This window comes from Sphingomonas flavescens, assembly GCF_030866745.1.
GTDB classification, from domain to species: Bacteria; Pseudomonadota; Alphaproteobacteria; order Sphingomonadales; family Sphingomonadaceae; genus Sphingomicrobium; species Sphingomicrobium flavescens.
The window spans coordinates 159,981-181,106 of record NZ_CP133016.1 but is presented as its reverse complement, the minus strand read 5'-3'; the positions used below and the strand labels follow the sequence as shown (position 1 = coordinate 181,106).

General features: G+C 60.4%; 17 protein-coding genes. 4 read left to right on the top strand and 13 right to left on the bottom strand.

Annotated features, from left to right (window positions below; all coding sequences use genetic code 11):
* Window positions 1-85 precede the first annotated feature (85 nt).
* A complete protein-coding gene (locus QU596_RS00955; protein ID WP_308516451.1) occupies window positions 86-1,246 on the top strand; it encodes a glycosyltransferase family 4 protein in 1,161 nt (386 codons plus the stop codon).
* On the opposite strand, the gene QU596_RS00950 is transcribed toward QU596_RS00955, so the two are convergent.
* The 8 genes from QU596_RS00950 to QU596_RS00915 form a co-directional block, all read right to left on the bottom strand.
* Entirely contained in the window at window positions 1,243-2,385 is a 1,143-nt protein-coding gene (locus tag QU596_RS00950; protein WP_308516450.1) for a capsule biosynthesis protein, read from the bottom strand. The two genes, QU596_RS00955 and QU596_RS00950, sit on opposite strands and share 4 nt — an antisense overlap.
* 134 nt (window positions 2,386-2,519) lie before the next feature.
* On the bottom strand, window positions 2,520-4,196 hold the full coding sequence (locus tag QU596_RS00945; RefSeq protein ID WP_308516449.1) for a capsular polysaccharide export protein, LipB/KpsS family: 1,677 nt from the start codon (window positions 4,194-4,196) through the stop codon (window positions 2,520-2,522).
* A 158-nt stretch (window positions 4,197-4,354) separates the two neighbouring features.
* Window positions 4,355-5,047: a DUF5672 family protein gene (locus QU596_RS00940; protein WP_308516447.1), complete on the bottom strand. Its 693-nt coding sequence runs from the start codon at window positions 5,045-5,047 to the stop codon at window positions 4,355-4,357.
* 56 nt (window positions 5,048-5,103) lie between these two features.
* Window positions 5,104-5,973 carry a glucose-1-phosphate thymidylyltransferase RfbA gene (gene rfbA, locus QU596_RS00935; RefSeq protein WP_308516446.1) on the bottom strand — a complete coding sequence of 290 codons (870 nt, stop codon included), beginning with the start codon at window positions 5,971-5,973 and terminating at the stop codon, window positions 5,104-5,106.
* 16 nt (window positions 5,974-5,989) lie between these two features.
* On the bottom strand, window positions 5,990-6,877 hold the full coding sequence (gene rfbD, locus QU596_RS00930) for a dTDP-4-dehydrorhamnose reductase (protein WP_308516445.1): 888 nt from the start codon (window positions 6,875-6,877) through the stop codon (window positions 5,990-5,992).
* Between the two features lie 5 nt (window positions 6,878-6,882).
* On the bottom strand, window positions 6,883-7,941 hold the full coding sequence (gene rfbB, locus QU596_RS00925) for a dTDP-glucose 4,6-dehydratase (RefSeq protein ID WP_308516444.1): 1,059 nt from the start codon (window positions 7,939-7,941) through the stop codon (window positions 6,883-6,885).
* The gene (rfbC, locus tag QU596_RS00920; RefSeq protein WP_308516442.1) at window positions 7,932-8,507 is read right to left on the bottom strand and encodes a dTDP-4-dehydrorhamnose 3,5-epimerase; all 576 of its coding nucleotides are present in this window, start codon (window positions 8,505-8,507) and stop codon (window positions 7,932-7,934) included. The genes rfbB and rfbC overlap by 10 nt, the downstream gene beginning before the upstream one ends.
* Window positions 8,508-8,535: 28 nt before the next feature.
* Entirely contained in the window at window positions 8,536-9,594 is a 1,059-nt protein-coding gene (locus QU596_RS00915) for a polysaccharide biosynthesis/export family protein (RefSeq protein ID WP_308516440.1), read from the bottom strand.
* A gap of 336 nt (window positions 9,595-9,930) precedes the next feature.
* Between QU596_RS00915 and QU596_RS00910 the strand changes: the two genes are divergently transcribed.
* Entirely contained in the window at window positions 9,931-11,544 is a 1,614-nt protein-coding gene (locus QU596_RS00910) for a glycosyltransferase family 2 protein (protein ID WP_308516439.1), read from the top strand.
* A 10-nt stretch (window positions 11,545-11,554) separates the two neighbouring features.
* Complete coding sequence (locus QU596_RS00905; protein WP_420030930.1) at window positions 11,555-12,637, top strand: phytanoyl-CoA dioxygenase family protein; 1,083 nt, start codon at window positions 11,555-11,557, stop codon at window positions 12,635-12,637.
* A 6-nt stretch (window positions 12,638-12,643) separates the two neighbouring features.
* Here the strand turns inward: QU596_RS00905 and QU596_RS00900 are convergent, their stop codons facing one another.
* The 4 genes from QU596_RS00900 to QU596_RS00885 all read right to left on the bottom strand — a co-directional run bounded on the left by QU596_RS00900 (window position 12,644) and on the right by QU596_RS00885 (window position 16,699).
* On the bottom strand, window positions 12,644-13,291 hold the full coding sequence (locus tag QU596_RS00900) for an ABC transporter ATP-binding protein (RefSeq protein WP_308516437.1): 648 nt from the start codon (window positions 13,289-13,291) through the stop codon (window positions 12,644-12,646).
* Complete coding sequence (locus QU596_RS00895; RefSeq protein ID WP_308516436.1) at window positions 13,288-14,070, bottom strand: ABC transporter permease; 783 nt, start codon at window positions 14,068-14,070, stop codon at window positions 13,288-13,290. Before QU596_RS00895 ends, QU596_RS00900 begins: the two co-directional genes overlap by 4 nt.
* 2 nt (window positions 14,071-14,072) lie before the next feature.
* Window positions 14,073-15,137: a KpsE/RkpR family capsule polysaccharide export protein gene (locus QU596_RS00890; RefSeq protein ID WP_308518012.1), complete on the bottom strand. Its 1,065-nt coding sequence runs from the start codon at window positions 15,135-15,137 to the stop codon at window positions 14,073-14,075.
* A 251-nt stretch (window positions 15,138-15,388) separates the two neighbouring features.
* Complete coding sequence (locus tag QU596_RS00885) at window positions 15,389-16,699, bottom strand: methyltransferase domain-containing protein (RefSeq protein ID WP_308516435.1); 1,311 nt, start codon at window positions 16,697-16,699, stop codon at window positions 15,389-15,391.
* A 204-nt stretch (window positions 16,700-16,903) separates the two neighbouring features.
* Between QU596_RS00885 and QU596_RS00880 the strand changes: the two genes are divergently transcribed.
* Window positions 16,904-17,767, top strand: a complete 864-nt coding sequence (locus tag QU596_RS00880) for a class I SAM-dependent methyltransferase (protein WP_308516433.1) — start codon at window positions 16,904-16,906, stop codon at window positions 17,765-17,767.
* Between the two features lie 6 nt (window positions 17,768-17,773).
* Here the strand turns inward: QU596_RS00880 and QU596_RS00875 are convergent, their stop codons facing one another.
* Window positions 17,774-21,118, bottom strand: coding sequence for a glycosyltransferase (locus QU596_RS00875; protein WP_308516432.1), 3,345 nt, complete (start codon window positions 21,116-21,118; stop codon window positions 17,774-17,776).
* Window positions 21,119-21,126 lie beyond the last annotated feature (8 nt).

The following is a 21,126-nucleotide window of genomic DNA, read 5'->3' as shown; positions in this document are numbered from 1 at the left end:
ATCATTGGTCCAGAACGGTCCCACTGGCCCGTGACCACCTGCCTGCGTTGACCTCGCGCAGCGTAACTGAAATGGGCGCGCCCTCGTGAGCAACGACGCGCCTCTTCTCCTCGATGTGACCCGCCTCATCTGGCGCCGCTCCAAAAAGCGCTTGCCGACCGGGATTGATCGCGTCAGCCTCGCCTACCTCAGCCATTTTGCCGATCGAGCCCAAGCCGTCGTCCAACACGACCGTTTCCGGGGCGTCCTCGACCGCGAGGCCTCGCGAGAATTGTTTGAGCTACTGGCGGCGCCGCATCCTCGTTTTCGGACGTCGCTGCTCGGTGGTGCCGTTCGCAATTTTCGACGCCTGCATGAGCGTGGTGAAGGCCGTTTATATCTGAACGTCGGACACACCGGTCTCAATTCACCGGGTTATGCCCACTGGTGCGCGCGCGAGGACGTGCGACCCGTTTATCTGGTTCACGACCTGATCCCGATCACCCACCCGGAATTCTGCCGACCCGGCGAAACCGCAAAGCACCGCGAGCGAATGCGAACGGTGCTCGCCACGGCCAGCGCCGTCATTGGCAACAGCAAGGCGACGATCGACGAGCTGGCAACCTTCGCAGCGGTGGAGGGCCGTCCGATGCCCCCCCACGCGGTTGCTTGGCTTGGGAAGGAGGAGAGCCTTTCACCGAGTGGTTCCATTCCCCCGCCTGCCAAGCCGACCTTCGTCATTTTGGGCACGATCGAGGGTCGCAAGAATCATGAAATGCTGTTGCGCGTCTGGACCAGGTTGGTCGAGCGTCTAGGCTCGAAGGCGCCCAAGCTTTTGATCATTGGCCAGCGCGGTTGGCAGGCCCAATCGGTTTTCGAGCGTCTTGATCATCCTCAGGAACTGAACGGCGCGGTGATCGAGTTGAGCCGTTGTTCCGACGAAGAGATTGCGCGGCATCTCGTCTCGGCACGTGCACTCCTCTTTCCGAGCATCATCGAGGGCTATGGGCTCCCGTTGATCGAAGCACTGGCGGCTCAGGTTCCCGCAATCGCCAGCGATTTGCCGGTCTTTCGCGAAATCGCCGGTGGCCTACCGGACTATCTGGACCCTCGCGACGAATCAGCTTGGGAACGGACGATTCTCGACTACGCCTCGGACGCGAGTCCGGCCCGGGCAGCGCAAATGCGACGGATCCAGGGCTTCACGCCACCCAATTGGGATCAGCATTTCGCGGTGGTGGAGAAGCTGCTCCGCTCGCTCGGCTAGCAGCCGAGGCGTTCCAGCATCGATCCGATTAACGTCTGCACCGCCGACTCGCTGGCGATTCCACCGCGAACCAGACAGCGATCGACCAGCACTCGACGGAAGGCGCCATAAAGGCCTGGCTCGGGCGGGGTCGGATCGGTCCAAAATTCGTCGAGATGCCGCGGGAAGGTGAGACCTGGCACCTTGTAGATCGCCTCGCCAAGCGTGCAGACCGGACTGCCCGCCGCCAACGCCAAAGTAGCTGAAGTGCTGTTGACGCAGACCATGCCGGCCGTCTGCGCAGCAAGCTCCTCCAGATTGCCGCCGTCGATGAAATGTACGCGGTCCCGCACGTCCAGCCGCCGGGCATGGCGATCGATGTTGCTCCGCCAGTTGAACAGCGATGTATCGAAGGGGTGAGCCTTAATCAGCAGGTGAGCATCCTCCGGCGCGTGCCGGGCGAAACTTTCCATCACATAACGGGCCGCCGCGCGCATTTCGGGGAAAGGCGAATGGCTCCGGATCTGATAATCGCCGGACAATTGCAGGGTGAACAAGAAGAACCGCTTGCCCTCAAGCCGCCGCAGAACTCGCTCTGTCTGCCGTTGGCGTAGGCCGCTTACGAGATATTTCCAGCCCCAGCCCGCCGCTTCCATCAGCGCGGAACCCGGCCGGTGCGTCCGATAAAAGGGGTATGCCAGCCGGCCGGCGTGGACAGCAATATAGTGTCGAGCAGTATCGCGCACGCGACGGCGGAAGGTCGCCGTGATCGGCATCAGATAGGGCTCGGGCGGCAATGCGCTCGCTTGCTCGATCAGCCACTCCTTGTTGCGTGCCAGCCGTGAGTGACCGTTCACCCCGTCGAGTTCCAGCGTCATCCAGTGGGGACGCAGATAGCCTTCTTCGAGAACGAAGGTCCGTACCCCGCGCAGCGCCGCGATGCCGCGCGCCGACATGTGATAGGGTCGGCAATCGCCGAACAGCAGGATGTCGGTGATCTGATGCTCGCGCAGAAAATTGTCGAAGAATACCGGCCAGTCGCGGAATCGGCCGCGGAAATTCGTTGCAGGTTCCGGCCAATCGACCCGGTCGCCCGCGCAAATATTGATGCGTTCAACCTTAAGTCCTCGTTCGCGCATCGCGCCCGCCAATTGATGCATTAGCGGGCCTGGAGGTCCTTGGAGAAAGAGAAACGCGCGTCGCTCCGGCTTCTGAATCGGGACTCGCGGCCGGAAGGACGCCGGCGACGGATCCGTCGGGCGTAACAGGAAGCTGAGATTGCCAACTGGGCGATTCACTGGACCAGGCTCCTCAAGCGACGCATGAGCTTCCCCTGCATCCTCCGGACGCCGACTAACAGCCCGGGGTCGCGCGATTCAGCTTGGCTGAGGCGCGCCACAACGACTTCGGCAGGACAGGGCAAACCCGTAACGGGGTCTAGGTAACGCGGATATTGCAGTAACGTTGCTGCGACAAGTTCATCGAGTGACCGCCGCGCGGTGCGGCGGACTGGCACCGGCCCAAGATCACGCGTCAGTCCCCACCCCGCGTAGAACGGCACTCCATGGGTGGTGACGCACTTTCCGCGCAACAGCGCTTCAAAGCCGGCAAGAGACGTGTTGACATGAACCTCATCAACCATCGCGAGAAGCGGGTCGATGGCAAGATCTTCGGCAATCAGGTCCGCGTAGCGGCGACAGTGACGCTCGGGAATGGCGCCCCTGCGGTGGCCCGCTACGACGTCCGGATGCGGCTTGTAGATGATAAATGCGTCAGGAGCCTGGGCGCGGACGCGTTGAAGCAAATCCAGATTTGAGGTCAGGCCGCAGCCGCCCGTCTGAACAGCACGATCATCTTCTACCTGCCCCGGCACCAGGATGTGGCGCCGTTCCCCCGCCGGACGCTCAAGCGGCGCACCGCCTTGCCCATACTTGCCGATGCCTGCGGCGACGATGACTCGGCGCAGTTCCCGCGCACGGGCAAGGAGAGTGTCCGAAAACTTGCCTTCCTCGAGCAGTAACTCGAGTTCACTCGACTGGGAGGGGTCGAAATGCGCGCCCAGGCGATCGACGACGATCGACAGAGGTGGAATGCAATCCGCGCCAAGGCCATGCGAGCGGAGGAAACCGTCTTCGACCTCGATCAGGGGAGACTTTTGGGCAACGAGCGCATCGATCACGGAGGACGGCGTCTTCGCGCGCCACACGGCGACCGCCTGTGCAGGTCGCACGGCAGCTGCGCGGGTCAGGAATCGGAAGGGCGCGGCGCCGTTCCAGAGCAAAGGCGCCACGCGCTCCTGCTTCCAGAACGCAAAGCCGAACCCGCCAGCGATCCCGCGGTTCGAGTCGATTAGGCTTCGCCAGAAGCCACAAAGTTCGATGGCCTCCGTCAGGCTGATCGGATCGCCGGTAAACGGGTTCTCATATTGCCCTGGCAACCGCTCTCGGAGCGCCTGGGTGAAGTCGATGCCAGCTTCGACAACGTCGCCACCTTTGGCGAGGTAAACCGGCACGCCGAGCAACGCCGCCACGACCGCAACCTCATCCGACCGTTCGGCGATCAGCGCGCTGGCGCCATCCAGCACGTGCCACGGGTCGCAATCCCCGACCAGCGTTTCAGCTCCGTTGAGTGCGCTGCCGCGGTCGAACCAGCCGACAATGGGTCGGCCCGCCGCGAACTTCTCCGCGTATCTGAGGGTGACGGCAGAGCGGACGACGACGCGTTTCGCCGGCAAGTTCGGCTGGCGCGCCCAATATGTCCCGCCGACGCGGTGACGCGTCAAAAGCCCGACAATCTTATCTACCGGAAGCTGTTCGCCCGCATTGGGCAACGGATTGAAGCGATCGTGCAGCGCCCCAGGGAATGACGGGATGCGAAGGAAGGGCAATTGCGCGCGAGGGTTCGGGAGGCTGTCAGCCTCGTCCGAATTGTCCTTGTCTGGCAACACGATAGATGCCGCGCTCGAAATCACAGTAGACCCCCAGCCGAGCCATCTCGTCCTTATCGCAGGTCGCCTTCCAGTCAAGGTAAGCGACCGCATCGACCCGGCACTCCCCCCTGCGGAAATACAGTTACCGAAAAGTAAATTTAAATTGTTGCTTTGTTACAACAGGAGGTCAGGGCGAGCCCCTAACGGCGGCGCATGACCTGCCAAGCTAGGTTCAACCTGCCGCGACGCAGGGCCCAGCGAAATACTTCCCTCCGCTCCCCATCGGTTAGCATGAGCGGGTCCAGCGAGCCGAAGGTAGCGGACGCCTCCTCCTTCGAGACATGCCGAACCAAATTGTAGGCGCCGTGAAATCCAAATTCCCGCCCGGTTGGCGCTGTTCGTTCGTAAGCGAAGCCGGCAGCAACTTCCTCTGGAGCAAACCGGATGCCTATGTTTTCCAAGCGTTCACGATACACCCGGCCGATGAGCACATCCTCGGCGTGCAAACCGTCCGCTGGCAAGCTTGTGCAAGCTTCCAGCAAGCGCCGCGATCGAAGCGAGAAGCCACCGTTGCCGACCCGGTAGTCATCCGAGAAGTGAGGCCATAGCGCCCCAATATAGTCGTAGTCTGTAAATGTGGGTCGCCATGCATCGCCCTTCAGGACAAACCCATCCCATTGCACGCACAAAGCATGCTCGGTCGTGATGTGCCGGTACAGCTCGTGCAGCATGAAGCGAGAGTAATCGCTGCGTGACCGCAGGGGATCGATGGCGATCCACTCGATCCCTTTCATGAAAACGGAGGGCCTGCGGTCGCTGAGAAGCACGACACGGCCGAATTCCACCTGTCGCATGGACTTACGCAGCGCCTCGATCGTTGCGGCCAGCGCCACGCTGGTCACGGCAACGAGGGTAACCTCACTCAGCGTCGGCCTTGTCGGACCGTGGCTCAACCGTCTTTCGCCACGCGCCGCAGGTAATTCGCGTAGTCAGACTTGCCGAGCTTGGCGATTGCAGCCTCCAGTTGCGGTTGATCGATAAACCCCGAGCGGAAAGCGATTTCCTCCGGGCATGCGATTTTCGTGCCCTGCCGCCGCTCAAGCGTTCCGACGAAATCGGCAGCCTCCAGCAGGCTGTCGGGCGTTCCCGTATCCAGCCACGCATAACCGCGCCCCATCACCTCGACCTGCAACTCACCTTTGTCGAGATAAGCACGATTGACGTCAGTAATCTCCAATTCGCCGCGCGCGGACGGCTGAATATTGGCGGCGAGGTCGACGACCTGATGATCGTAAAAATAGAGCCCGGTCACCGCCCAGTTCGACTTCGGCTGCGACGGCTTTTCCTCGATACTAAGGGCACGCATATCCTGATCGAAGTCGACCACGCCATATCGCTCTGGGTCAGCCACATGATAGGCGAACACGGTAGCGCCGCTGCTTCGCTGCCGCGCATTGACCAGCACTTCCGACAGCCCGTGGCCGAAGAAGATATTGTCGCCGAGGATGAGGCATGAAGGCCCACCCGACACGAAATCGGCGCCAATGGTGAAGGCCTGCGCGAGCCCCTTGGGCTCTGGCTGAACGGCGAACGAGATCTCCATTCCCCATTGCGTTCCATCGCCGAGCAACTGCTGGAAAAGCGCCGAATCGTGCGGCGTCGTAATCACCAGCACCTCGCGGATGCCAGCCAACATGAGGGTCGACAGCGGGTAATAGATCAGCGGCTTGTCATAGACGGGCAGCAGTTGCTTGGAGACCGTCAAGGTCATTGGAAACAGCCGTGTCCCGCTTCCTCCAGCGAGGATGATACCCTTCATAGTAATTGCTGCTCCCTTAGCGCTTGTTAACGAGGCGCTGGACGACCTCTTTCGTCGAGGCCTGCCACATGGGCAAGGTCACGCCATGGATCTGTTCAAGCTTGCTCGAGTCAAGTTTCGAGTTCTGTGGCCGCCGCGCTGGCGTGGGGTAATCGGCTGACCCAATCGGCCTAACCGCCGCGTTCGGACCGCCGAGCGCCGCCGAGAAGTCGAATATCGTCTCGGCGAAATCGGCCCACGTCGCGCTCCCCTGCCCCGTCATGTGAAATATCCCGCGAAGTTCTTCCGATGGACTCGCGTGCAGGTTGGATGCGACTTTCAAAATGCCATCGGCGATATCGAGCGCGCTGGTGGGATTGCCGCGTTGATCGGCGACCACCGAGATCTCGTCGCGCTCGCCTGCCAGCCGCAGCATCGTTTTCACGAAATTCGCCCCAAACGGACTGTACACCCATGCAGTGCGCAAGATGACGCTGTTTGCATGCGCCTCGAGAACCGCCTGCTCGCCGGCAAGTTTGGACTTTCCATAAACGCCGGTTGGGCCGGTATCGTCGGTTTCCCGATAGGGTGAGGGCGACGTGCCATCGAAGACGTAGTCTGTGGATAGGTGGATCAATGGAACGGACAGGCGAGCCGCCGCCTCGGCCACTGCGCGGGCGCCCTCCGCATTGATCGCAAAAGCCGCATGCTGATCGGTCTCCGCGCGATCAACCTGAGTGTAGGCAGCGGCCGACACGATCGCATCCGGTCGCGCGCATTCGATTGCCGCGCCAATGGCAGCAGCGTCACCGGCCAAATCCAACTCCGGCCGCCCTACGGAGACTACCTCCACCGCCGTGTCCGCCGCTCGCTCCATCAGCGAGCGGACGACCTGCCCTTCCCGGCCCGTGACCACGAGGCGCATTGGAATCAGCCTTTGGCGGTTTTCAGCAGGCCAAGCCGCTCGCCCGAATAACGGTCGCGCAGCGGGCGCCACCACCACTCGTTGTCCAGATACCATTGGACGGTCTTTTCTATCCCGCTCTCGAAATTTTCTCGCGCGCGCCAGCCCAGTTCCGTCTCCAGCTTGGTCGCATCGATCGCATAGCGCGCATCGTGACCAGGGCGATCGGTGACGAACTCGATCAGTTCCTCACGTGGCCGGTTGCCAGGCACCAGGCGGTCGAGAGTCTGGCAAATCCGGCGCACGACATCGATGTTCTGCCGCTCGTTCCGGCCGCCGACGTTATACGTCTCTCCGGGCCGTCCACGTTCCGCGATCAGGTCAAGCGCGCGAGCATGATCTTCGACGTACAGCCAGTCGCGAACATTCTCCCCTTTGCCGTAAACCGGCAGACGCTCACCCGCGAGCGCGTTGAGAATGGTCAGCGGAATGAGTTTTTCGGGGAAGTGATAGGGCCCGTAGTTGTTCGAGCAGTTGGAAACGACAACCGGCAGGCCGTAGGTGCGCTGCCACGCCTTGGCGAGATGGTCGGAAGACGCTTTCGACGCCGAATAGGGCGAACTTGGATCGTACGGCGTGTCCTCCGTGAACAGGCCCTTATCACCCAGCGAACCGTAAACTTCGTCCGTGGAGACGTGCAGGAAGCGCAATGCCTGCTTGGTCTTTTCGTCCAGGCCCGACCAGTACTCGCGCGCGGCCTCCAAGAGCGTGAAGGTGCCGATGACGTTCGTCTGCACAAAGTCTGCGGCTCCGGTGATCGAGCGGTCGACGTGACTTTCCGCCGCCAAATGCATGATGCGATCGGGCGCGAACTCCGCGATCGCCGACGTCATGGCTGCGCGATCACAGATATCGGCATGCAGAAACCGGTAGTTGGCCTTGCCTTCGACGTCCCGCAGCGACGGCAAATAACCGGCATACGTCAAGGCATCCACGTTGAGGACGTCATAGCGCTGCTCCAGCACCAGATGTCGGACGAGGGCCGAGCCGATAAAGCCGGCACCGCCGGTGACGATTACGCGCATTTGAGGTCATCCATAGAGAAGTATGAGGGCAGTTCTGCCAGTCGCGGCTGGGTCTTGTCCTTGGCGGATAATGTCGCGGGGTCCGCAAGCCGCGGCCACTCGATCGCAATGTCCGGGTCATCCCAGGCGACGCCTTTGTCATTCTCGGCGCTGTAATAGGCTGTCACGCGATAACTGATCACGCTGTTCGGCTCGAGGCTGCAGAAGCCGTGGCCGAAACCCACCGGAACCCACAACTGATTGCAGTCCTCAGGCGACAGCACGACTGAAATCCACTTGCCGAAGGTCGGCGATCCATTTCGAAGATCAACCGCAACATCGAAAATTCGGCCCGAGAGGCAACGGACCAGCTTGCCTTGGGCGGCCGGGTGAGACTGGAAATGAAGTCCCCGAATGGTGCCGGCGCGAACGCTCAGCGATTGATTATCCTGGACGAAGGCGGTGTCCGGAACATGGTGGGAGAACTTATCGGCGCGGAAGATCTCCGCAAAGTAGCCCCGCTCGTCCCCGATCTTGCGCGGAATGACCTCGACGGGCCCGTCGATCGCAAACGTCCGAAACTCCATCACTGCCCCTCTTGCGACGTGCCGAAAGCTACTGCGTGACCGCTCGCGCAGTTGCGACCGGCACAAACAACTGGCTCAGCAGGTTGATGAACTTCGTCAGCTGATTGGCGCGCGCATTGCCAATATAGAGGACGTCGCGGTCCTGCATCGCAAAACGCTGCGACAGCAAATACGAGGACGGCCGCATCATGTTGAGATGATAAACCGTGGGCTGCTCAGTGCCGTCCGCCTGACGCACGTAACGGAACACGAACACTGCCGCCGCGTCGCCGGCATTTGGATTGGCGCCGCCCGCCAGAGCGACAGCTTCCGCCAGGTTTACGCGGCTTCTCGGGAAGGCAATCTCCTCCGACTTATTCGGTGCGCCCAGCACCGAGAAGCTTTGCGGCCGGCTGACGAGGGTAATTCGATCGCCCGGCGCGACAACAACGTCCTGCTGCGGCAGGTCGAGGAGGTCGCTCAGGCGAATTTCGAAGGTTTGACCATCACGCTGGATCCGCGCGACCGCATCCTTGGCCTGGCCGCGGTAGCCACCCGCCAGAGCTATCGCATCGAGCAGGGATTCACGGTTCGTGGCGAGGACAAGGCGCCCCGGCTTCGAGATCTCGCCCGCTACGATCACACTGTTGGTGATCGACTGCTCGATCGTGACCAGAACTTGCGGATCTTGTGACAAACCGCGCAGGCCACCTTGAATCATGGTTTGAAGCTCAGCCGCCGTGCGCCCCGCCGCGCGAAGGCGCCCGACAAAGGGCACCTTGATATAACCGTAGTCGTCCACTCGCATCGGCGGGAGGCGCTCACCGCTCGAGCTCGTGTCGACTGAGCCGCCGCCTAATGCCGAAGCTTTCAGCGCACTGCCGAACAGCGATACGCCCGCTTCGTAGACCGTGACGTTGAGGACGTCGCCAGGCCCGATGAGGTCGGTGGGGCGAGGTGGCATCGCGTTAAGGTCGGAGGTCGGGACGGCGGGTGGAGATGGCACGGCCGCAATCGTCTGGAGCTCGACAAGCGTGAAGGGGTATTGATTGGTCTTGCTGCGAACGGCCTGACGAATTTCGACGCCGGTCGGTCCGCTCGAAGGCAAGCTTGCGCACGCGCCCAAGCTCGAAGTGCAAATCAGGACCACCACTGCGCGGCGAAACAATCCGCTCCGCCGCGGTCCGCTTTTATTCCACATTTCTAGAAGAACCCTGAAATCGGTCAGATGATCTGCGCCGCCCATAACACTTGTCTCGCGCCAAGATCAAACGCGAGAACACCCCAACTAGCTTGTCCTCCCAAGCTGATGTACGCGGCCCTCTGAACCTAACCCTAATGTTTTGCTAGTCTTTTGACCGCTCTGCCACCCAGCCCGAAAATTGGATTTTGGGGATTGTTCGTCCGCGTCGTTCGACATCGGCCGGGTGAGGCATTGCGCGCCTTGTACTGGCGTTCGCTGCGCAAGCGGGTGCGCGCCCGCAACATCTTGCTCCGTGCGAGCAGTGAGCTGCCTTTCGCCTACGAAGTCTGGATCGCTCGGATTGAAAACAGCCGCGAGGCGGTGGCTCAAGCCCCCGCAGTCATCGATGGCTGGAAGTATAAACCGCGCTTCGGAATACTCCTCCACGGTGGTCCCGATGACGAGACCGCGGTCGAACGTTCGCTCCGATCGCTTGAGGGACAGATCTATCCGGGCTGGGCACTCATCGGGCACCCATCGGAGCCGATTGGCGCGCGCCTCGCGGGGGCAGACGCCGATTACATCCTTCCGCTCCGGGCAGGAGATCGGCTTGCCACAACCGCCCTCTACCGGTTGGGGCAGGCGCTCCAGGCAGCGCGGCCGTCGATAATCTACGGCGATGAAGACCGGTTGGATGAGAAAGAGGAGCGGTATTCACCCTGGTTCAAGCCGCGGTGGAATCGAGAATATTACATTGCCCAGGACTTGCTTCGCTCATCGACGGCGATTGCGACGTCAGTGGCGAAGCATGTCGATAGCCAGCAGGCGATCGCAAACATCGCCGACCTGACAGTGGGATCTGCTCTGCAAACTCGCGATGAGGACATTCTCCACATCCCTCACGTGCTTAGTCACACGATTCTGTTGGAGCCCGGCCATGAAGAAGAGAGGCGCACGGCTCTCGCCGCGGCGCTGATGGGGCAACGTGGCAGCGTTTCGCCGGGGCCTTTCGGTACCACCCGCGTCACCTGGCCGTTGCCGTCACCAGCACCGATGGTGAGCCTGATCATTCCGACCAAGGACAAGGTCGAACTTCTTCAGCCTTGTATAGAAACGGTCCTTGCGCGCACCGATTACCAGAACTTCGAGATCCTCATCGTCGACAATCGGAGCGTCGAGCCGGCCACCGCGGCGTTCTTGTCCAGGATTTCCAAGGATTTGCGCATCCGCGTGCTGGACTACCCCGCACCGTATAATTTTTCCGCGATCAATAATTTCGCGGTGTCCGTCGCGAACGGCCAATATGTGTGCCTCCTCAACAATGACACCGAAGTGATAGAGCCCGCCTGGCTGTCGGAGATGATGCGTTACGCAATCCGCCCCGACATCGGAGCCGTCGGCGCCAAGCTGCTATACGACGACGGCACGATCCAGCATGCGGGGGTCACGATCGGGATCGGCGACGCTGCCGGCCATGCACACCGGTTCGAACCGAACGACAAACCCGGATATTTCGCTCTGCCCCATTCGGCGCATTTCGTCAGTGCGGTTACCGCGGCATGCCTGACGGTGGACAAGCGAAAGTATGAAGCGGTCGGCGGTCTCGACGAAGACCAGTTTACCGTCGCTTTCAACGATGTCGATTTCTGCCTGAAGCTACAAACGGCGGGGTGGAAGAATGTTTATGTCCCGCACGCGGTCCTCTTGCATCATGAGTCCAAGTCGCGCGGCAGCGATATGGCGCCGTCCCAGATCGACCGGTATCGAAGGGAATTAAGCACGCTCCAAGCGCGGTGGGACACGAGAAATTGTCAGGACCCGCTGCACAATCCAAACCTGGATCGCTACAGCGAGAAATACGTCATCCGTCTGTGAGAGTGTCTCCTTGACCGACCTGCGATCGATCTTTCCCGGCATACCATACGTCGAATCTCCTCTGTTCGAACGCCTGTTGGGACAGCTAGATCTTACGGTTGAAGAAGCGCGCGTCGCCCGCGATCTGCATGAACGCGGATATGCAGTCATCGATTTCCCCGATGACCATATCGAGGAGCGCATCGCTCGCGTTCAGGACTATTTGGCGCCGCGTTTCGGCGAAGACATCCTCGACCCGAACACGGTCAAAGAGGCGGGCCACCGCATTCAGGATGCATGGGTCTACAACGAAGATGTTCGGGAGATCGCCGCAAACCGGCAGGTCAGCAATCTCTTAGCTAAACTCTATGGCCGACCGGCTTTCCCGTTTCAGACGCTGAACTTTCCGGTCGGGACGGCGCAGCACCTCCACAGCGATTCCATCCATTTCTCCAGCATCCCCGAACGCTTCATGTGCGGCGTCTGGCTCGCGATGGAGGACGTCCATCCAGAGGCGGGCCCGCTGACCTATCTGCCGGGCTCGCATCGCTGGCCGATCCTCAGCAACATCATGTTGGGCAGAAGCGGCTGGGATGCCCCCCGGGACAAAGCTCAACAGCCCTTCGAACAGGCTTGGGCTGCATTGGTCGAACAATCGGGGGCGTCACAGGAAACCTTCCTCGCGCGGAAGGGCCAGGCGCTGATCTGGGCTGCCAATCTGTTGCATGGCGGCAGTCCACGGCTCGACCCCAAGCGCACACGATGGTCCCAGGTGACGCATTATTATTTCGACGACTGCATCTACTACACGCCGGCGTTCTCCGACGAGGCTGTTGGGAAATACGATACGCGGCGGATCGTTGATGTTGCGACGGAGAAATTGAAGCCGAATTGTTATCTTGGGACGCCCATCGATGCGGAGGAGACCGCCAGCACTTCCCTCGTCACGCGCATTCGGCGGCGGATGCGGACGCCGGCCGGACTGCCCGACGATTTTGATCCGGGTGCTTATTACCAGCTAAACCCGGACGTCGCGGTCGCCAAACTCGATGCAGTCACTCACTATTTAACGCACGGGAAACAGGAAGGGCGCCGCTACCGCTACCGCGGCTAGCGAGTCTCAGAGCGCATTGTAAACGGTCAGCGCCTCATTGACGTCGGGGTAGACCGTCGCCGTACCCTGATCCAGGACCACCGCGCGGTCGCAGAATTCCCGGATCAGTTCGGCGCTATGCGAAGCGAATACCAGGGTCCGGTCCCCCCGCTTCTCGAACAGCTCATAATGGCATTTGCGATGGAAGTTCTGGTCGCCGACCATGATCACTTCGTCGATCAGGTAACAATCGAACTCGATCGCCAGTGACAGCGCGAAGGCGAGCCGCGCTTTCATGCCCGACGAATAGGTCTTTACCGGCATCTTCAGCTGGGGACCAAGTTCGGTGAAGTCTTCGACGAATTCGCGAATTTGCGAGTAATCGTTGCCGTAGATGCGGGCGATGAAGCGGGCGTTGTCATAGCCGGTAAGGCTGCCCTGGAAGCCGCCGCCGAACCCGAGTGGCCATGAAGTGCTCATCGACCTAACGACCCGTCCGGACGTCGGCATCTCAACGCCGCCCAGCAGCTTGATTAGCGTCGTCTTCCCAGCTCCGTTGCGCCCCAGGAAACCGATGTGTGCGCCGCGCTCAATGTTGAGGTCGATGCCCCGCAACACATGTTTGCGGCCGTGCCCCATGGGATAGGATTTGCTGACCTGCTGGCACTGTATCATTCGACGACGAGCTCGCGACGAACCCGGCGGCACATTGCGAGGCCGATGATGATGAAGATCATTGAGGCTACCAGCGGCACCGTAACATCCCAGCGCGCGTCCACCTTCGCACCGAAAATGCCGTATCGCATCAATTCCATGCCATGAACGAACGGCGAGTAATACATTGCGTCCTGAGCACCGGGCGTCAGCCACGACACCATGTTGAAGGTGCCCGAAAACGGGATCATGACGTAAGTCGTGACGGGTATGAATTTCTCAAGCACGTCGGACATCTCCGACAAAGGCGCGAGAACGAGGCAGAGCGCGAAACTGAACAAGCAGTACAGCGACCAGCCCAGCAGGAAGGCGCCAAGGTCGGCGGGAACGGGGAACTCCCCAATCGCCATCAGCAGGCCACCGATAAACAGGTAGGCCATCATCGCGCCGATCATCTCGATGAGAAATCGGACGAAGATGAAATCGAGAACCTTGATCTGTCGGTGGTACATCAGGCCGCTATTGACCGTGAAAGCTCGAATGGCGCGCATCACGGCGTGGCGGAACAGTGTCAGAGGAATGTATCCGCTGGCGACGAAGGCGATGACGCTGACGCCGTGCTCCTCGGGCCCCTTCATGAACCGCCACATGACGCCCACCAGAACGGCGAACAGCAGCGGTTCGGCCATGATCCACAGGAAGCCAATGTTCTCGCGTCCGAAGCGGGTAACCAGCTCGCGGATCATCAGCGCGCCGACGACGCGGCGCTGAATGCGCCAGCCGGCAGTCAGTCGGCTCACGATCAGTCCTCCGGGGCGTGCTCGAGAATACCGACCACAAGCATCCAGCCGATGAAGTACAGGCACAAGGACGACGCGAAGACGATGAGGATTCGCTTGAGGCGGTGGGGCAGCGTCGGCATGTCCGGCCGATTGGGCTCAACCACGCGCTCGACATAATATTGCTGCTTCTGCGCCTCCGTACGAGCCTGCTCCAACGCGGTGCTAGCAGCGGTCAGCATTTGCGTGGCAAATTCCTGCTCGACATTGAGTTTTTCATACGATGAAAGTTTGGAAGCGATGCCCGTCGGGGTGCCGACGGCCCGTCCGTTCTGAACCGCAATGGCTCGGCCAATCGCCGCAATCCGATTGCGCAACGCCGGGATCGACGGGTGCCGCGGCGCGGCCCGGACCATCAAGTCCAGTTGCGCCTGCAAGGCGGCCTGCTCAGAAATGAGCCGGTTTGAAATATCCAGAACTCCGGCAGCCTGCTTCGTCGGATCAATGATGTCCTGCTGGTTGCGGAAAGTGCTTAGAGCCACCCGAGCGTTCCGGACCCGCGCCTCGGCATCCTCGACGCGCCTTTCCGCCTCGGCGATGGCACGGCCTTCGGCTCGAACGTTGAGCCGGTTCACCAACTCTTCGCTGAGATCCAGCAACTTGGCGTTGATCTGGTAAGCGTCCTGTGCCGTGAAAGCGTTTACCTCCACGACCGCAAGCCCGGACTCCGCATCGACATCGGCCGAAACCACCGAACCGTAATAGCGATACAGATCCTCGAAGGTGTCATCGCGCCAAGGGGCGGGAAAACGGCTGAGAAAGTCAGCCCCGCGCCCTGCGTACTTGGCGCGAATGTCGGTCTGCTTCTGCAGGTCCGCCAGCGCGTTGCGTGATTCAATATATTTCACGATCTCCTTGGTCTGCTCCTGCCCTCCCGACAGACCGGTGGTCTGTACGATGCTGGCAAGCGACAAGGTCGGTGGGGTTTTTTGCCCAGGGCTTTTGACCACGAAACTAGATTGCGAAACATAGATCGGGGACGCGATCAGGCCGTAGTAAATGATGGCCAAAACCGTTGGCAGCACCACGAACAACGCGATCCAGCGATGGCGATACAGTCGCTCGCGGGTTTTCGACCTGCGAACTACTTTCCGCAGCGCGTCGTGGTCGATCGTAGTGATATTCATAAGACCTCTGATACGCTTTCGATGGAAGCCCTGTCGAGGCTAAGCGCGATGAATAGGGAAATGTCGCTGAGGGGCAAATTAATCGAATTTGCCGCCTTTGTCAGATTTTTTGATTACATTGCAATGATCTAGCGCCAAGCATCGTCAGATGCTTAACGCGTTCCCGACCGCATCTCGTCGATTCCGTGATAGATGTAATGTCGGAATGGATCGTGGCCCGCCGCGACCACGTCCGGAAATCTTTCCGCATATTGCACGGGGTCGAATGAACCGCTGCGCGCCAGCTGTCGCGCGGTCCTCTTCCGACGAACCGTGCTCGGCGCCATGACCAGCCACCAGGGCTGTCGCTTCAGCAGCACGCGCGTGATCTCCAGGAGTTGGTCAGCTGTTTGCTTGGCCGCTTCAGCCCGCCGCTCCTCTTCGAGCAACGCTTTGGTCACGGTGGCCAATTCATCAAACCGGGATCGAATTTCCCGGTCCTGCACGTCGATCTGCTCCTGCGCCTCCGACAGAAAACGCTCCAGTTTTCCGACTTCGGCCTTGAGCAGCGAGATGTCGTCCGCTCGCCGCTGCAGGCCTTCAAGCAACCTCTCCTGACGCGCCAGACGTCCGCGAAGCATGGCTTCAGCCTGCCGCAGCGAGTCAATTTCAGTTCTGGCGATCTCAAGATCTGCCTGAGCTCGCTCCAGCGCCGATCGCACCGTCGTACTGGCTGATTCTCCAGCACCCGCGGCGACCGATGTCCTCGACGCGCCGGCCGCTGGCCGGTCTGCCGCGTTGGGACGTTTTCTCAGCACAGTGACGGCCTCCATCCAATTGAATCCGCAATATTCGATGTCGAAATCGCCGACCATTCCGTTGCTGCGAACGAGGGTCTCGATGAAACTGTTCGTATCCCACACGTGATAGTGAATGCGATAGTCAATCTTCCGCAATTCGGCCTTCTGCGAAGCGATCAGCTCGTCATCCGTTTCGCCGTTCACGACAGTCACCCACTCATGCAGGTGATCGTCTTCGGAATCGGCGGGCCCAAGCTTATAATCCGCGACAAGATGTTCGAACGACGTAAGCGGCCGATCCCTGTCGAATGAATGGCGCCGGTCGGGGATCGCCAGGAACAGGACGCCACCTGGGCGGATTTTGGAAAGCCATGTCTCCAGCGCTGAAAGCGGGTTCTGCGTATGTTCAAGCACATGGCAGGCGATGACGAAGTCGATGCTATTATCCGGGATCGACGACAGAACCTCACCGTCGTCAACGATGTCGGGTTCGGACCAATCTTCCGCGCATCCCTGCACGCCGACCAGCACATCTCTTGTCGACCGATCGACATGCTTGACCGATATGTCGGGATGCAGCCGAATGGGCGAATTGCCGGGGCCAATCTCTATGCCCTCGCCAGTAATGAAGCGATCGGCGACGCGGTCGCGGCCTTCGCGCATGGATTCTGGAACGTCGCCCACTAGTCACTCCGCACTTTCCACGACCGCCTAAGCGATTGGTTTGTTTGCAGCAATGACCTTTCGCCCGGCCGAAGATCGCATTCAGGCGGACTGTTCGACGCCGCTTAATTTCGGGTTGGCAAACCGGGCGCCCTCTTACAGAAGAGCCGCGTTTCATCGTCGGATCTAGCGAATTGCCGACGATCAAAGCAGGAGAATGGTCGGATGGCCGACGCCTCGAGCGGCAATTTCTGGGAAGATAATCCCCACGCTGCCCAAGAAAGCCAGTGGACGTCCGACCCCTTCATCGCGTCGACGATTTATCGCCGCATTTCGAACGGCGAAAGCGAGGGCCATTGGATCGGGTGGCTGTTTGATAAGCTGCGGTCCGAACGAACTTTCGGCCGGATGCTGTCGATTGGATGCGGGGTCGGCGACCATGAGCTGGCCATGGGTCGCCTCAATCCGGAAGCAATGGTCGAGGCCTTCGACTTTTCCGCTGCAAGCGTCGAGATTGCATCGCGAAAAGCCCTTGACGAGGGACTAACCAACGTCCGGTTTTTCCAAGGCAATTTCAACACAATCGAACTTGAACCCGGGGCATTCGACCTGATCCTGTGCTCAGGCTCTCTTCACCACGTCCGTGAGCTCGAACATCTTCTGGGCCAGGTCCGGAGCGCGCTAGCCCCCGGGGGCGTGTTCGTCGTCAACGAATATGTCGGCGACTGCTACAACATCTACGGCAAGGAGCAGGTGGCGCTGCTGACTTCCTTGCTCGACGGACTACCCCCCTCGTTGCGTCACGCGGCTAGCTACCCCGTTCCAACTATCGAACAGGTCTTCGACCGCGATCCGACCGAGGGCGTCCGCGCGAAGCTGATCCCGGATTTCCTCCGGATCTATTTCCAGAATGTCGACGAGCGCCGGCTTGGAGGTACGATCCTGCACCCTATTTTTCCGTTCATCAATGTCGACGCGTTCCGAGACCAACCAGACTTTCATCAGGCCTATATGAACTTGTTGATCGAATTGGACGGCCAGCTGATCGCCGACGGCAAGTCCGATTTTTCATTCTTCATCTGCCGATAAGAATTTTTAGGCGTCCGCCAGTTCGCCCTTGTCTGAGCGCAATCGGATTACCTTCTTCGGCCGGCTGTCGATACTGCTTTCAATCCGCAGATTGGCCGCTTGCCGAATAACGCTGGCGTAGCGGTCCACCATCTCTTCGAAGCCTGGCTGCCCCTCGAGAACTTTCGGGCTATTTTGCGCGAGCTTCTTCATCAATTTCGGATCACCCAACAAGCGTTCGATCGCTTCGGCCAATGCGCGGCTGTCCCCGACCTCATAGAACAGAGCGTTGACCCCTTTGCGAACGAGCTCGGGAATTCCGAACACGGGCGTGGTGATGATCGGCAATCCGCACGCCATGGCTTCGACGATAATCCTCGGCGCGCTCTCTACGCGAGACGTGCAGACGGAAATGTCACTGGCCGCATAATAAAGGAATGGATCTTCAATGCGGTCGGTAAGGACGATGAAGTCCAAATTGTCGCCGATCGCTTGCCGAAGTTCTTCGGTATAGTCTTCATCGGCCAGTTTACCTGCAAGGAACACGTAGGTTTTCTCGCGAAGGCTATCGGGAAGCTCGTGCCAGGCCTCGATGAGGTCGAGCTGTCCCTTGCGTCGGCAGACTGTGCCGACCACCGAGAGGACGATCGCGTCCTTGGGAAGCCCGAGCTCCTTCCTCGCGGTTTCGCGATCCCAACGACCGACCTCTTCCGACAGACGTTGCTCGGGGATGCCATGCCGAATGACCTCGAAATTCCGGCGGCTTTCAACCGGGCGCCACGCCCGCCGGGTGGCCTCCGCCACGTAGGTCACGCGATAGGCGTCGGCGAAACTTTCGTAAGCTGCGGGACGCATGTCCGGAGGCAGGAAGTCGAAATAAGTCTCCCAAGGCTCACTTTCGTGCTGTGCGAAAATGGACGGGATGCCGGCCATCCGCGCGCCCTTCACCGCCCAATAAGTCTGGAGCGTATTGGCTAGGACTACATCCGCCCCGAGCGCTTTCAGCGTCAATCCGACACCGGCAAGGCCGGCCGCTTGAGTATCCGCGTCCTTCACTCCGTGCAGGACGCCGTTAAGGACGACCACCTTGACGCCCTTGGCTTCGTATTCACGGCGCAAGGGGCCATCCGCGGGAGACAGCACGACCGGATCAATCAGGCCTCGCTCAGTCAGACCCACTACTAGGTCCATGAGGGTTTGCGGCGCACCCTCGCTATTGAGATTATGCGTGACCGCGACCAGTCTCACCGGGCGGGCGTCATTCGTTTCCGGCCTTGTCGCGGCCACCTGAAAACGCTCGTCTTCCAGCGACAGGTTGGGATTGTACCACCGATCCTTCCAACCGCCGTAGATGCGCCGGAAATTGGCGCGTTCGGCCGGATCGTCCTCAAACCCCCGTGTCTTGCCCTCGTAATGCCAAAGCTCGGCCGAAGCGCAGTAAACGCAGGTCTTGCCTGCCTTCACGACGCGGTAGCAGTAATCCACATCGTTGTAGGCGACCGAAAAATGTTCGTCGTCGAAACCGCCGAGTTCCTCGAAGAGCGCTCGCGGCGTCAACAGGCACGCGGCGGTGACCGCGGAATACTCCCGCGTGCTGCGGACGAACCCAAGGTAGCCCCAGTCGTGCGGCGGAAGACCACGGAACGCGTGACCGGCCAACCCTTCATGGTAGCCATGAACGATGCCGCCATGCTGGAGAGTGCCGTCCTCGAAGTACAAGCGGGCGCCAACCGCGCCGACGCCGGACATCTGAGCGTAGCCCATCATCTGAGTCAGCCAGTTGTCATTGATGACTTCAGTGTCGTTGTTGAGGAAGAGCACATAGTCCGAGGATGTGTGCCCAACGCCGTCGTTGTTGAGCTTGGCGAAGCTAAATCCATTCGGGCCGCTCGCAATCCGCACGACCCTGATCCGCTCGGCACCCTCTAGCGACCGGAAATAGCTGAGTGTCTCCTCCTCGTCGCTTTCGTTGTCGAGGATCAGGACGCTGTAATTCTGGTAGCTCGTCTTCTCGAGTGATTCGAGCAAGTTGCGTAGCAGATCCGCTCGGTTCCTGGTGGGCACAATCAATGTCACCGATGGACCCTGGTCGGGAAATCGGACGTCGAACATGCCGACATTGGCGAGGGCTGCCCAATCGGGGTGGAAAGCGCGCGCTCCACGGATTCCGCGCCGTTCGAGCGCTTCGTTCACTGCCCGCAGGCCGCGTTGCATGCTCTCGGGCTTGGCATCGCCCCCGGTGGCGGTCGACCCTTCGACCGCGCGCCAGTGATACAGGATTTTTGGTATGTGCCCGACGTACCGAGCACGTTCGGCCGCGCGAAGGGCGAAATCGTAGTCCTGCGACCCGTCGAAGTCGGGGCGAAAGCCGCCGAGTTCGAGGAAAAGCGACCGGCGCACGCTGAACACGTGACTGATGTACATCCACGATAGCAGGAGCGTCGGAGACCAGTCGGGCTTGAACTGCGGAGCGTAACGACGCCCGACCGCATCGATCTTGTCGTCATCGCTGTAAACGATGTCGGCATCATCGTGCTGGGCATACTCCAACGCAATCTCCGCCAGGCATGTCGGCTCGAGGAGGTCGTCGTGATCGAGGAAGAGCACGACATCCCCGGTGGCTATCGCCACTCCGGCGTTGGTCGCTCGTGAAATGCCACCGTTCTGCGCGCAATGCTTGATGACGATCCGCGGATCCTCGATCGCAAAACGGTCGAGCAGCGGCCGGATGTGTGGCGCCGGGCTTGCGTCGTTGACGAGGCAAAGTTCCCAATTTTCGTAGAGCTGCCCGACGACGGATTCGACGGCGGCTTCCAAATACCGGCGATCGGTGTTGTAGACGGGCGTGATGACCGAGATCTTTGGCAACCGGTCGGCCAGCTTGTCCAGGCGTTGCTGCAGTTCCCTAAAGTCGCGATCGCTCGGTTCGTTAACGGCGAGCCAGCTTTCGAAAGGCGAAAGCGATGCCGTTGCGCCGCCGCGAAAGTCGCTCCGGCTCCGCGCCAGGCGGCCCTCGTCCTTGCCCCAATTCAGATAATGCGCGAGCGGATTGATCTTCCCCTCGCGAACGTCCGGATACTCTTCAAGATACCAGGCCCCGTCAAAGCGCGGGCTTGGATCGCGTCCGGCGGTGCCCCCGAAGCGAATATAATGGACCAGCGGGTTGATGCCCAAACGATCAACATCCGGGTAGGTCTCAAGATACCAGGCGGAATCGAAAAGGCTGTTGGGATTGCGGCCCTCCCGCCAGCCGAATTCGACAAAGTGACGGAGAGCTTCGAAGCCGCCTTCCACCACGTCGGTGTTGCGGCTTAGATAATATTGCTCATCGAATAATCCGCTCGCGGCGATCAAGTCATAGTCGCGGGTCATAAATCTCT

Coding starts and splice junctions, on each gene's coding strand:
- QU596_RS00950 (WP_308516450.1), bottom strand. CDS start 2,385: ATGCATCAATTGGCGGGCGCGATGCGCGAACGAGGACTTAAGGTTGAA.
- QU596_RS00880 (WP_308516433.1), top strand. CDS start 16,904: ATGGCCGACGCCTCGAGCGGCAATTTCTGGGAAGATAATCCCCACGCT.
- QU596_RS00875 (WP_308516432.1), bottom strand. CDS start 21,118: ATGACCCGCGACTATGACTTGATCGCCGCGAGCGGATTATTCGATGAG.
- rfbB (WP_308516444.1), bottom strand. CDS start 7,941: ATGCGCGTAATCGTCACCGGCGGTGCCGGCTTTATCGGCTCGGCCCTC.
- rfbA (WP_308516446.1), bottom strand. CDS start 5,973: ATGAAGGGTATCATCCTCGCTGGAGGAAGCGGGACACGGCTGTTTCCA.
- rfbC (WP_308516442.1), bottom strand. CDS start 8,507: ATGGAGTTTCGGACGTTTGCGATCGACGGGCCCGTCGAGGTCATTCCG.
- QU596_RS00900 (WP_308516437.1), bottom strand. CDS start 13,291: ATGATACAGTGCCAGCAGGTCAGCAAATCCTATCCCATGGGGCACGGC.
- rfbD (WP_308516445.1), bottom strand. CDS start 6,877: ATGCGCCTCGTGGTCACGGGCCGGGAAGGGCAGGTCGTCCGCTCGCTG.